The 11,382-nt window shown below is 59.0% G+C and carries 13 protein-coding genes; 6 read left to right on the top strand and 7 right to left on the bottom strand.

The window, feature by feature from the left end; genetic code table 11:
• Positions 1–105: 105 nt before the first annotated feature.
• The 3 genes from rpmG to radC form a co-directional block, all read right to left on the bottom strand.
• Positions 106–261 (bottom strand): 50S ribosomal protein L33, encoded by a 156-nt coding sequence (rpmG, locus tag NH344_RS05990; protein ID WP_009098622.1) that lies wholly within the window; start codon positions 259–261, stop codon positions 106–108.
• Between the two features lie 38 nt (positions 262–299).
• The gene (rpmB, locus tag NH344_RS05995; protein WP_038481085.1) at positions 300–536 is read right to left on the bottom strand and encodes a 50S ribosomal protein L28; all 237 of its coding nucleotides are present in this window, start codon (positions 534–536) and stop codon (positions 300–302) included.
• A 264-nt stretch (positions 537–800) separates the two neighbouring features.
• Positions 801–1,475: a DNA repair protein RadC gene (gene radC, locus NH344_RS06000; protein ID WP_044629736.1), complete on the bottom strand. Its 675-nt coding sequence runs from the start codon at positions 1,473–1,475 to the stop codon at positions 801–803.
• Positions 1,476–1,624: 149 nt separating this feature from the next.
• On the opposite strand from radC, the gene coaBC reads away from it, so the two are divergent.
• From coaBC to slmA, 5 genes are all read left to right on the top strand, one after another.
• Positions 1,625–2,893, top strand: coding sequence for a bifunctional phosphopantothenoylcysteine decarboxylase/phosphopantothenate--cysteine ligase CoaBC (gene coaBC, locus NH344_RS06005; RefSeq protein ID WP_062374873.1), 1,269 nt, complete (start codon positions 1,625–1,627; stop codon positions 2,891–2,893).
• Between the two features lie 2 nt (positions 2,894–2,895).
• The gene (gene dut / locus NH344_RS06010; protein ID WP_062359444.1) at positions 2,896–3,357 is read left to right on the top strand and encodes a dUTP diphosphatase; all 462 of its coding nucleotides are present in this window, start codon (positions 2,896–2,898) and stop codon (positions 3,355–3,357) included.
• A gap of 47 nt (positions 3,358–3,404) precedes the next feature.
• On the top strand, positions 3,405–4,793 hold the full coding sequence (locus tag NH344_RS06015; protein ID WP_253027643.1) for a phosphomannomutase/phosphoglucomutase: 1,389 nt from the start codon (positions 3,405–3,407) through the stop codon (positions 4,791–4,793).
• A 101-nt stretch (positions 4,794–4,894) separates the two neighbouring features.
• On the top strand, positions 4,895–5,794 hold the full coding sequence (gene argB, locus NH344_RS06020; protein ID WP_044629740.1) for an acetylglutamate kinase: 900 nt from the start codon (positions 4,895–4,897) through the stop codon (positions 5,792–5,794).
• Positions 5,795–5,815: 21 nt separating this feature from the next.
• Entirely contained in the window at positions 5,816–6,424 is a 609-nt protein-coding gene (slmA, locus tag NH344_RS06025) for a nucleoid occlusion factor SlmA (RefSeq protein ID WP_054644930.1), read from the top strand.
• Positions 6,425–6,517: 93 nt separating this feature from the next.
• Here slmA and rpoH read toward each other — a convergent pair whose 3' ends face one another.
• The 4 genes from rpoH to ftsY all read right to left on the bottom strand — a co-directional run bounded on the left by rpoH (position 6,518) and on the right by ftsY (position 10,669).
• A complete protein-coding gene (gene rpoH, locus NH344_RS06030) occupies positions 6,518–7,387 on the bottom strand; it encodes an RNA polymerase sigma factor RpoH (protein WP_054644929.1) in 870 nt (289 codons plus the stop codon).
• 242 nt (positions 7,388–7,629) lie between these two features.
• Positions 7,630–8,676 carry a permease-like cell division protein FtsX gene (gene ftsX, locus NH344_RS06035; protein WP_062374880.1) on the bottom strand — a complete coding sequence of 349 codons (1,047 nt, stop codon included), beginning with the start codon at positions 8,674–8,676 and terminating at the stop codon, positions 7,630–7,632.
• Complete coding sequence (ftsE, locus tag NH344_RS06040) at positions 8,673–9,341, bottom strand: cell division ATP-binding protein FtsE (protein WP_058579699.1); 669 nt, start codon at positions 9,339–9,341, stop codon at positions 8,673–8,675. Before ftsE ends, ftsX begins: the two co-directional genes overlap by 4 nt.
• Complete coding sequence (ftsY, locus tag NH344_RS06045) at positions 9,338–10,669, bottom strand: signal recognition particle-docking protein FtsY (RefSeq protein WP_172415865.1); 1,332 nt, start codon at positions 10,667–10,669, stop codon at positions 9,338–9,340. Before ftsY ends, ftsE begins: the two co-directional genes overlap by 4 nt.
• Positions 10,670–10,795: 126 nt before the next feature.
• Here ftsY and rsmD point away from each other — a divergent pair, with 126 nt between their 5' ends.
• Positions 10,796–11,380 (top strand): 16S rRNA (guanine(966)-N(2))-methyltransferase RsmD, encoded by a 585-nt coding sequence (rsmD, locus tag NH344_RS06050; protein WP_253027644.1) that lies wholly within the window; start codon positions 10,796–10,798, stop codon positions 11,378–11,380.
• Positions 11,381–11,382 lie beyond the last annotated feature (2 nt).

Raw genomic sequence — 11,382 nt, forward strand, 5'->3', positions numbered from 1 at the left:
GATTAACGGCCAAGGCGCTAACGACAGACATGCAAAAACCCGGCTTTAGGCCGGGTTTTTCAACAGGCGCTCGCCTGCGGTGAAAGCCGATCATCGTAATCGCGATTACTTGATCTTGGCTTCCTTGTAGATAACGTGCTTACGGACCACCGGGTCGTATTTCTTGAATTCGAACTTATCCGGGGTGTTCCGCTTGTTCTTATCAGTGGTGTAGAAGTGGCCTGTACCGGCACTAGACACCAGCTTGATCTTATCGCGCATGGTTTAACTCTCCCAAAAGTGCTTAGCAAAAAGCTGGCTTAGATAGCGTCGCCGCGTTTGCGGATATCGGCCAGAACCGTCTCGATACCTTTCTTGTCGATGATGCGCATGCCTTTAGAGGAAACGCGCAGCTTGACGAAGCGGTTTTCAGACTCAACCCAAAAACGATGGGTGTGCAGGTTCGGCAAGAAACGACGACGTGTCTTACGCTGGGAGTGAGAAACGTTATTACCAGTTACCGGACGCTTGCCGGTAACCTGACATACTTTGGACATGAGAGCCTCCAACCGCTTGGCGAGTTGTTCAAAACTGTCGGGCAAACCGGAGCAGGGAGGGAGTCGACGCAGTTAACCGCCTAGCTGTACCCAAATCCGTTATTCAACCCAAGTTCAAAGGTGGCACTTTATACCAGAGCACCTAGCTACCAGCAAGCGAAACCGCCCAAAAAGCCCAAAAAAGCGCTTTTTTGGACAATTTACTTAGAAAAGGGGCAGCGGCCTGACGACCAGCCACGCGTCTTTTATTGCTAAGATTATTGCTTATAGCCAGCCACGCTCGGCAAATGACACCACTTCTCCGTCCCCCACCACAAAATGATCGAGTACCCGCACGTCAAAGAGTGCAAGGGCATCTTTTAAGCGTTCTGTGATACGTCGATCAGCATCGCTGGGCTCAGCCACACCCGATGGGTGATTGTGGGCCAGGATGACAGCACCAGCGTGTAACTCAAGCGCACGCTTGGCAACTTCGCGGGGGTAAACGGATGCGCTGTCTAGGGTACCGCGAAACAGGGATTCATAGCGAATAATTCGATGCTGTGTATCCAAAAAAAGTACGGCGAACTCTTCATGCCCCAAGTGACGCAGCTGTGAGCTCAAATAGTGGCGCACCAACGCAGGCGACGTTAGGGCATTGCCACGAGCCAGTTGGCTGGCCAAATGCCGTCGAGAGAGCTCTAGGGTGGCCTGCAACTGGGCAAATTTAGCACTTCCCAGACCACGGGCGGAGCAGAACTGGGTTTGGTCCGCCTCAAGCAACTGCCTTAACCCCCCAAAGTTCGCCAGCAAATCCCGCGCCAAGTCTACCGCCGAGCGCCCCTGCACGCCTACTCGCAGAAAAATCGCTAACAGCTCGGCATCCGAAAGCGCCTGCGCGCCCATATTCAACAGCTTTTCCCGTGGCCGCTCACCTTCGGGCCAATGATTAATCCCCATCCACGCCTCCCTAATGGTTCTTTTAACGCACTGCCATGACCACCAGCCTCACTATACCTCGCATTATGGCGAATCTGCCGAGCATGCCAAAATAATCAGCCAAATGGTATGGTAAGCCCCTTGTTGATCGTCACACTGGACTGCCCACCATGGCCCCACTTTCGCACTCCCCCTTATCGTCGCTAGCGGGTAAGCGCCTGCTGCTGGGCGTTAGCGCTGGCATCGCGGCCTACAAAAGCGCCCTTATCGTGCGGCAGCTAAAACAGGCTGGCTGCGAGGTTCGTGTAGTGATGACCGAGGGAGCCCAGGCGTTTATAACGCCACTCACGCTTCAGGCACTTTCGGGCGAGCCGGTGCGTACCTCGCTACTCGACCCTGAAGCGGAAGCTGGCATGGGGCATATCGAGCTGGCCCGCTGGGCGGATGCCATCGTCATCGCCCCGGCCACCGCCGACTTGATCGCGCGGCTGGTCCATGGCATGGCGGATGACTTACTGACCACTCTATGCCTTGCTTCTGAAGCACCGCGCCTCATCGCCCCTGCGATGAATCAGGCCATGTGGCGCCACCCAGCCACTCAGCGCAATGTGAAACAACTGGCCACCGATGGCTGGCAGCTGATTGGCCCGGCGGCGGGCGATCAGGCCTGCGGCGACGTCGGCCCAGGGCGCATGAGCGAGCCTGATGAAATTCTGGAGGCCGTGAGCCGCCATTTTGCACCGCCCATTACCCCCTCGGCCAGCGCCCCCCATGTCGTGATTACCGCTGGCCCCACGCGGGAGGCACTAGACCCTGTCCGCTACCTGTCGAATCACAGCTCGGGGAAGATGGGCTATGCCCTGGCGGCCGAGGCGGCCGCGCAAGGCGCACGAGTAACGCTGATCAGCGGCCCGGTGAATTTGCCTACTCCCCAAGGAGTCGAGCGGCTCAACGTCGAAACCGCCGTACAAATGCATACAGCAGCGCTTGAGCTAGCGCCCCAGGCGGCGCTGTTTATCGGCTGCGCAGCGGTGGCCGACTACCGCGCCGCCAACGCGGCCGAGCACAAGCTGAAAAAAACCGACGACCAGGACACCCTAACGCTCACGCTGGTGAAAAATCCCGACATCATTGCCGATGTGGCGGCGCTACCGGACGGCCAGCGCCCCTTTGTCGTGGGCTTTGCCGCCGAGACCCAAGACATCGAGCGTTACGCCCAGGATAAGCTCGCCCGCAAAGGGCTCGATATGATCGTCGCTAATGATGTTTCCCAACAGGGGCTGGGATTTGGCAGCGACGACAACGCGGCGCTGCTGCTATGGCGAACATCCGACGGTAGTGACCGACTCGTCGCACCGCCACAGCCTAAAACGCAGCTGGCCGCGCTGATCGTTCGGCACGCCCTCACCCACCTCTCTTTGACCTCTTCTGGAGCCTAACCATGAGCAGCCCCCGACCTCGCCTGCAGTGCAATGTGTTGGATGAGCGCCTGCACGACTATCTCCCCACCTATGCCACGACAGGCTCTGCGGGCATGGACTTACGCGCCCTGCTGGATGAGCCGCTCATCCTTGCCCCCAGCGAATGTCAGCTCGTCCGCACCGGCCTTGCCATCTATATTGAAGATCCGGGTTTAGCGGGAATGATTCTGCCGCGCTCTGGCCTAGGCCATAAACACGGCATCGTGCTGGGTAACCTAGTTGGGCTCATCGACTCCGACTACCAGGGCGAGCTAATGATCTCGGTATGGAATCGCGGCCAGGACAGCTTCACGATTGCGCCCTTCGAGCGGCTCGCCCAGTACGTTCTGGTCCCCGTGGTGCAAGCTGAACTCGATATCGTCGATAGCTTTACCGACTCTACTCGCGGCAGCGGCGGTTTCGGCAGCACCGGCCGTCAGTAACCCCGTTCGCCAGCCCACTCCCTTTCAGCGTTTTTCAAGGATCGATGATGACCGTACCCGCTTCGATATTTCGTGCTTACGATATTCGCGGCATCGTGGATGACACGTTAAGCGAAGCCACCACCGAGCTGATTGGCCGCGCCGTTGGCTCTGAAGCTGCCGTTCGTGGCGAGCAGACGGTGATTGTGGCGCGAGATGGCCGCACCTCTGGGCCGCGCCTGCAAGCAGCGCTCATTCGCGGCCTTCAGGCCGCCGGGCGGGACGTTATCGATATCGGCATGGTGCCCACGCCGGTGCTCTACTTCGCCACCCACACGCTGCCAGAGAGCCGCTCAGGGGTGATGCTCACCGGCAGCCACAACCCGCCGGACTACAACGGCTTTAAAATCGTCCTGGCGGGGGAAACATTATCGGGCGACGCGATTACTGCGCTCTTTGAGCGCATTCAAGCGGGCAATTTCACCCAGGGCCAAGGCAGCGTGAGCAGCCAAGATCTGCGCGCCAGCTACCTGGAACGCATCTTGAGTGATGTGAAGGTAACACGCCCGCTTAGCGCCGTGGTGGATTGCGGCAACGGGGTGGCTGGCGAGCTAGGCCCGCAGCTTATTCAGCGGCTTGGGGTCACCACCACACCACTGTTTGACGAGATCGATGGCCGCTTCCCCAACCATCACCCCGACCCCGGCAAGCCGGAAAACCTGCAGGATCTGATCCACCACGTCCAACAGAGCGGTGCCGACATCGGCCTTGCCTTCGACGGCGACGGTGACCGCCTGGGCGTCGTGACGCCCCGTGGGCGTATGATTTACCCTGACCACCTGTTGATGCACTTTGCCACCGATATGCTGTCGCGCAACCCTGGTGCCAAGGTGGTCTTCGATATCAAGTGCACCGGCAACTTGGCCAAGGTGGTTAGCGAGGCTGGGGGTGAACCCGAGATGTGGCGCACCGGCCACTCACTGATCAAAGCGCGTATGAAAGAGACCGACGCGCTGCTGGGCGGCGAAATGAGCGGACATATCTTCTTTAAAGAGCGCTGGTACGGCTTTGATGACGGCCTCTACTCAGCCGCACGGCTGCTGGAGATTCTTGCCCAATTCCCCGGCGACGCGGACACTTTCTTTGACCAATTCCCCCAAGATGTCAGTACGCCAGAAATTAACGTCAGCGTTGCCGATGAAGAAAAATTTGCCATTATCGAGACACTTGCCAGAGAGGGCGACTTCGGCGAAGGTATCAAAACCACGCTGGATGGCATTCGCGTTGATTACACCGACGGCTGGGGATTATGTCGCGCCTCTAATACGACGCCCGCCCTGGTACTGCGTTTCGAGGGAAAAGATAGCGCAGCGCTCGCTCGAATCCGCGAGCGCTTTGAAAAAGCGCTACATGGCGTCGCGCCTACACTGACCATACCGGCCACCACAACGACATGATCGCGCCCTTAGAACGCGCGACGTGTTAAAAAATGCTGTCATCCAGGCGCGTAAGCGCCTAGCAACGCAACAGACATTAAAAAGAGCAAAGGGACAACGTCATGAGTTCAGCTAGCCGCGACCCCCAGGTCGTTGTGGAGGTGCTGTCAGAAGCGCTTCCCTATATTCAGCAATTTTCCGGTAAAACTGTCGTCGTGAAATATGGCGGCAATGCCATGACCGAAGACACGCTGATCGACTCATTTGCTCGCAACATCGTGCTGATGAAGGAAGTTGGCATTAATCCGGTGGTGGTTCACGGCGGCGGTCCGCAAATTGGCAGCCTGCTGGAGAAGCTCAATATCGAATCCCGCTTCGTGAATGGCATGCGAGTCACTGACTCGCAAACCATGGATGTCGTGGAGATGGTACTGGGCGGCTTGGTGAACAAGAGCATCGTCAACCTGATCAATCAAAGCGGCGGCAAGGCGATTGGCCTGACTGGCAAAGATGGCGCCCAGATTCGCGCCCGGCAGCTGAAGGTGGAGCACCAGAGCCCGGAGATGACCGCGCCGGAAATCATCGATATCGGCCATGTCGGCGAAGTGGAGTCGATCTCCACTGACCTGATCGAGATGCTGGCCGCCCGGGACTTTATTCCGGTCATCGCTCCCATCGGCGTGGATGACAAAGGTAACAGCTACAACATCAATGCCGATCTGGTAGCAGGCAAGCTGGCCGAAGCGCTGAACGCCGAGAAGCTGATGCTGCTGACCAACGTGGCGGGCTTGATGAACAGCGAAGGCAAGGTACTAACAGGGCTCACCACCGCCCAGGTAGACGGCCTGATTGCCGACGGCACCATCTACGGCGGGATGCTACCCAAAATCCGCTGCGCGCTGGATGCCGTGAAAGGCGGTGTGAACAGCGCCCATATTATTGATGGCCGCGTTCCTCATGCGGTGCTACTGGAAATCTTTACCAACGCCGGGGTAGGCACCCTGATCACTGACGCAGGTTAATCGCGACGGAGGGCAAGAGTCATGAGTGACGATCGCAAACCTCGCCGCCGCGAGCAAATTCTGCAGGCGTTAGCCATCATGCTGGAAGAGGACAGCGGCAAGCGGATCACCACGGCCGCACTGGCGCGCCAAGTGGGCGTTTCCGAAGCGGCGCTGTATCGCCACTTCCCCAGCAAGGCGCGCATGTTTGAGGGACTGATCGACTTCATCGAAGAGAGCATTTTCGCACGCATTACCCGCATTCTGGATGACATCCCCGACGCCACGACCCGCTGCGGGACAATTCTCTCGCTCCTGCTCGGATTTGCCGAGAAGAACCCCGGGCTTGCCAGGGTGCTAGGGGGCGATGTGCTCACCGGTGAAACCGCACGGCTGCGCCAGCGGGTACACCAGCTCTTCGAGCGCCTGGAAACCCAACTCAAGCAGGTGCTGCGGGAAGCCGAGCTGCGCGAAGGGTGGCGCACCAGCATCACCGCCTCAGCAGCGGCCAACCTGCTCATCGCCCAGGCCGAAGGGCGTATTTCGCAATACGTCCGCAGCGACTTCAAGCGGCTGCCTACCGAGTATTGGGAGGATCAGTGGACGCTACTCTCGGGCCAGCTATTTAGAAACGCTTCCCAACCCGCATAATGAGGCGCGTGCTCTCAGCACATGCACAAAGCAAATGAAAACGCCCCGCCGTAACGATACCGGCGGGGCGTTTTCCTGCGTGAGGCGTGAGTGTTACGCAGCGATGGCCGCGTCGCCCATTTTTTGGCGCAGCTTCTTCATGGCGTTCTTCTCAAGCTGGCGGATACGCTCGGCACTAACGCCGTATACATCGGCCAAGTCGTGCAGCGTGGCTTTATCATCGGTGAGCCAACGACGCTGCAGAATGTCCCGGGAGCGCTCGTCCAACGCTTTGAGTGCCAGTTGAAGACGGCGCGTGGCGTCTTCCTCGAAGTCGCTGTCTTCGAGCTGTGTCGCCGGGTCAGCGGAAGCGTCATCGAGGAAGTACGCTGGCGCTTGATACGTACTCTCTTCGTCGTCACTGGGCGATGCGTCGTACCCTGCGTCGAATGCCGAGAGGCGACCTTCCATATCGCGCACGACTTCGGGCTTCACATCAAGGTCTTTAGCGATGGCATCGACTTCATCGTTGTTCAGCCATGCCAAACGCTTTTTCGCGCTACGCAGGTTGAAGAACAGCTTGCGCTGAGCTTTGGTGGTAGCGATTTTAACGATGCGCCAGTTACGCAGCACAAACTCGTGAATCTCTGCCTTGATCCAATGCACGGCAAACGATACCAAGCGTACCCCTTGATTGGGATCGAAGCGCTTGACGGCTTTCATCAAACCGACGTTGCCTTCCTGAATCAAGTCCGCTTGCGGCAGACCGTAACCGGAGTAGCTGCGAGCAATATGCACCACGAAACGAAGGTGCGATAGCACCAGTCGACGTGCCGCCTCAAGATCGCCCTCATCGTAAAGGCGGAACGCCAGCTCGCGCTCCTCTTCGACGCTCAGCACCGCGATGCCATTCACCGCTTGAATGTAGCCACCCAGGTCATTGCCTGGTGAAAACTGTCCCACCGGTAGAAGACTAGTGCTCATATGCAGATGGCCTCCCTTAAAACCTATCGTGGTTGACGTGCTGGCGTCGCGTGAATGTGCGCAGCCAAACGTCTTGCGTTAACCTTAAGACCTTAGGCGAACCCAGAGGTTCAAACGATCGACGCACAGTTGGCATCGATCACGCCACGGGGGTAGAAATTCCCGTGACTGCCCGCATGGACAATATCGCGAAGTCTATGTACTGCCTATAACGTGAAGATGACAACGCGACAGACGCATGCTCAGCGCGGGCGTATGCTGGAAAGATGGCGCGTGACGGCAAGCCAAGCGCCCAGCCAGCCAAGTAGTATACTGCAGGATAGCAGAATTGTAGAGCCTGTCACATCTAGCTGCGGCAAGGTGAAGCTGGCACCGTAGCTGGCCGCCAGCGCCGCTACCGGCAGTGAGAGCCAGTGATTACCCAAGGCCAACAGACCCAGCGCCAAAAGCCCGCCGCCAGCGCCATACCAGGCTCCACTGTACAAGAACGGGCGACGTACGAAGGCGTGCGTTGCGCCGATCAGCATGACCACTTCGATTTCACGGCGTCGACTCTCCACCGCCAAGCGAATGGTATTACCGACGACCAGCAGTACACCGAAACCAAACAGCACCCCCAGCGCCAGCGCCACGCGGCGCCCCAACGCCGCCAGATGGCGCAGCCGCTCGACCCAGGCCAAATCGACGCGTACTTCATCGATGCCAGTTACCCCCTCGAGCCGCTCGGCCAGTTCAGCCATCGCAGCGGGCTCTACATCTTGAGGGGAAATGACGATACTCGTGGGGAGCGGATTATCGTCAAGCCCTGCCAGGGTATCGTCGATGCCCAACGACTGCTGGAAATCCGCCATGCCCTGCTCTGGGCTGATCATACGCGTCTGCGCCACGCCGCCGTCAGCACTCACCGCCTCTTCGATCCGAGCCGCCTGCGCTGCATCAATCCCCATATCGAGATAAACGGTGAGCGACGCGCTTTCATCCAGCTCGGCATCCAGCAGCTTGGCGCTGTCCAACGTCAGCCATAGAGCAGCGGGAAGTACCAAGGCAATGGCAATGGCCAGCATGGTCAGCAGGTTTCCCAACGGGTAGCGCACCAGTCGAAAAAGGCTATCCAGCGCCATGGCCCGGTGGTGACGCCCCCAGGCACGCAGGCGACTGCTAAAACGTGTTTGCTGAGCGCGCGCCCCACTGCGAGGGGCTGTTTCCGAGGCAGGTGCGGCGGGCTTGGGTGTTTGGCGCTTACCCCGAGGGGCGGCGCCGCTTTGGCGAGCATTGGCTGAGCGCTTCATGCAGCCCCCTCATCGGCGACTAAACGACCGTCCTGCAGACGCAGAATCCGATGACGCAAGCGCGCAATCAGCGCCAAATCGTGGCTAGCGATCATGACCGTAGTGCCGATGCGGTTGAAGTCCTCGAACAGCCCCATGATATCGGCAGAGAGCTGTGGGTCTAGGTTACCGGTGGGCTCATCGGCAAGCAGCAGCGCGGGCTTATTAACCACGGCGCGGGCGATGCCCACCCGCTGCTGCTCACCGCCGGAAAGCTCGATGGGCAGGGCTTTTTCGCGGTGCAACAGGCCGACTTTATCCAGTGCTGCCCGCACCCGCCTCGCCGCCTCTCGGGGCTCTACACCCTGAATTTCTAGCGGCAGCGAAACGTTATGGAACACGCTGCGATCAAATAGCAGCTGGTGGTCCTGAAATACTACGCCAATCTGGCGACGATAAAACGGCACCTGGCTGGCGTGGAGCTGAGCAATGTCATGCCCGGCTACCACTACTCGCCCACGGCTGGGCTTTTCTAGGCGCATAATCAGCCGCAGTAGCGAGCTTTTTCCCGCCCCAGAGTGGCCAGTCAGAAACACCATTTCGCCTCTCGCCACGCGAAAGTTCAGGTGCGCCAGCGCGTCAAAGCGCCCTCCATAGCGCTTCCCCACATGCTCAAAAGCAATCATGCGCGACCATCATCCCCTTGGCGGTCAAACAGCGCGTTGACGAAGTCGTTAGCGTTGAAGGGGCGCAAGTCGTCCAGGCCCTCACCCACCCCGATAAAGCGAATCGGCGTTTCTAGCTGTTTCGCCAGGGCAAAGATAATCCCGCCTTTGGCGGTGCCATCCAGCTTGGTTAAAGTAATGCCGCTAATCGGCACCGCCTCATTAAAAGTGGTGGCCTGGGAAATTGCGTTCTGCCCCGTGCCTGCATCCAGCACGAGCATGACCTCATGGGGCGCCGTGTCATCGAGCTTCTGCATCACACGGTGCACCTTTTTCAGCTCTTCCATCAGGTGGCTCTTGTTGTGCAGCCGCCCGGCGGTATCGGCGATCAGCACATCTACGCCGCGAGACTTGGCGGCCGCCACTGCGTCGTAAATCACCGAGGCGCTGTCAGCCCCGGTGTGCTGAGCAATCACCGGTACACTGTTGCGTTCGCCCCACACTTTAAGCTGTTCCACCGCCGCCGCACGGAAGGTATCCCCGGCTGCCAGCATGACGCTCTTGCCTTCGCGCTGGAAACGCTGGGTGAGCTTGCCGATGGTGGTGGTTTTACCCACGCCGTTGACCCCCACCACCAGAATAACGAAGGGGCCGTCGCTCTCTTTCTCGAAGCTGAGCGGCGCAGACACGGGTGCCAGCAGCGCGGCCAGCTCCTCCTGTAGGCCGCGATAGAGCGCTTCGGGATTATTCAGCTCTTTGCGGGAAACCCGTGCCTCAAGGCGCTCGATGATTTCGCTCGTCGCTTCGATGCCCACATCGGCCATGAGCAGCTGAGTTTCCAGATCCTCCAGCAGCTCGTCATCGATATGCTTTTTGCCAAGGAACAGGTCGGCCAAGCCGTCAGTAAGATTAGCGCGGGTTTTCCCCAGGCCAGATTTGATGCGCGCAAACCAGCCTTTCTTCTCGCCTTTTTCGGATACCGGCTTCTCTTGAAGCGCAGGCTTCGCGGCTGGCTCTGGCTCTGGCTCTGGCTCTGGCTCTGGCTCTGGCACAGTGTCCATGATTGGCGCGGGGGTGACTTCCTCGTCAACGCCCGTTGGCTGAACGTCCTCTTTGCTCACCGGCTCAGGCGACTGCTCCTGAGCGAGCACCTCAGTGGGTTCGTTTTCGCGCTCCGGCGCGGGCTTGGGCGGCTCTTCTGCCAGCGATTCGGAAGGTGCTGATACATCAGCAGCAGGCTCCTTATCAGGCGCGCCTTCGGGCTCGTCTAGCAGCGCTGGCTGCTCTTGGGCGTCTTGAGGCTCCTGCTGGGAGTCGTGCTTTTTCTTACGTTTGAAAAAACCGAACATAGGTGTCATCCGACTAAATAGGTGAACATTGCGATTATCCTACCACCGCAGACCAAGACTTTGGATAAGTAGCCCGCTACAATCCGCGTTATGAAACGACAACGCTCCTCTCGCTCATCATCTCGCATGTCGACTCCCCGCCGCGGAACTGCCAAACCGCCGGGGAAACTGCGCATTATCGGCGGCGATTTTCGCCGCCGCATGCTGCCTGTGCTCGACCATCCGGGCCTGCGCCCTACGCCGGATCGCGTACGTGAAACGCTGTTTAACTGGCTGGGCCAAGCGCTGCATGGCAAGCAGGTGCTGGACCTATTTGCCGGTACCGGCGCGCTTGGCATCGAGTCGCTCTCTCGGGGGGCTGCGCAGGTCACCTTTGTCGAGCGCGATACACACGTTGCCGCGCTGATTCGCGACAATCTTGCCACCCTCGGTGCAACGCAGGGGCAGGTAGTGACTGCTGATGCCCAGGCGTTTCTTGAAAAGCCTAGCCAACCTGCTGATCTGGTGTTTCTCGACCCGCCGTTCTACCAAGGGTTAGCCGCGTCTTGCTGTGCCGCGCTGGAAGCGGGCGGATGGCTGGCAAGCGATGCGATGATCTACCTGGAAACCGAACAGAGCCTAACGCCAGCGGTACCGGCTAACTGGCATTTACACCGTGAAACTCAGGCAGGTGAGAGTATTGCCAGGCTCTATCAACGCGTGCCCTCGTAAAG

This window comes from Halomonas sp. Ps84H-12, from assembly GCF_024124725.1.
In the GTDB taxonomy this organism is placed as follows: Bacteria; Pseudomonadota; Gammaproteobacteria; order Pseudomonadales; family Halomonadaceae; genus Vreelandella; species Vreelandella aquamarina.

What these genes read in the sequence shown, in the direction of transcription:
- rpmG (WP_009098622.1), bottom strand. Translation starts at nt 261, where the DNA reads ATGCGCGATAAGATCAAGCTGGTGTCTAGTGCCGGTACAGGCCACTTC.
- rpmB (WP_038481085.1), bottom strand. Translation starts at nt 536, where the DNA reads ATGTCCAAAGTATGTCAGGTTACCGGCAAGCGTCCGGTAACTGGTAAT.
- radC (WP_044629736.1), bottom strand. Translation starts at nt 1,475, where the DNA reads ATGGGGATTAATCATTGGCCCGAAGGTGAGCGGCCACGGGAAAAGCTG.
- coaBC (WP_062374873.1), top strand. Translation starts at nt 1,625, where the DNA reads ATGGCCCCACTTTCGCACTCCCCCTTATCGTCGCTAGCGGGTAAGCGC.
- dut (WP_062359444.1), top strand. Translation starts at nt 2,896, where the DNA reads ATGAGCAGCCCCCGACCTCGCCTGCAGTGCAATGTGTTGGATGAGCGC.
- NH344_RS06015 (WP_253027643.1), top strand. Translation starts at nt 3,405, where the DNA reads ATGACCGTACCCGCTTCGATATTTCGTGCTTACGATATTCGCGGCATC.
- argB (WP_044629740.1), top strand. Translation starts at nt 4,895, where the DNA reads ATGAGTTCAGCTAGCCGCGACCCCCAGGTCGTTGTGGAGGTGCTGTCA.
- slmA (WP_054644930.1), top strand. Translation starts at nt 5,816, where the DNA reads ATGAGTGACGATCGCAAACCTCGCCGCCGCGAGCAAATTCTGCAGGCG.
- rpoH (WP_054644929.1), bottom strand. Translation starts at nt 7,387, where the DNA reads ATGAGCACTAGTCTTCTACCGGTGGGACAGTTTTCACCAGGCAATGAC.
- ftsX (WP_062374880.1), bottom strand. Translation starts at nt 8,676, where the DNA reads ATGAAGCGCTCAGCCAATGCTCGCCAAAGCGGCGCCGCCCCTCGGGGT.
- ftsE (WP_058579699.1), bottom strand. Translation starts at nt 9,341, where the DNA reads ATGATTGCTTTTGAGCATGTGGGGAAGCGCTATGGAGGGCGCTTTGAC.
- ftsY (WP_172415865.1), bottom strand. Translation starts at nt 10,669, where the DNA reads ATGTTCGGTTTTTTCAAACGTAAGAAAAAGCACGACTCCCAGCAGGAG.
- rsmD (WP_253027644.1), top strand. Translation starts at nt 10,796, where the DNA reads ATGTCGACTCCCCGCCGCGGAACTGCCAAACCGCCGGGGAAACTGCGC.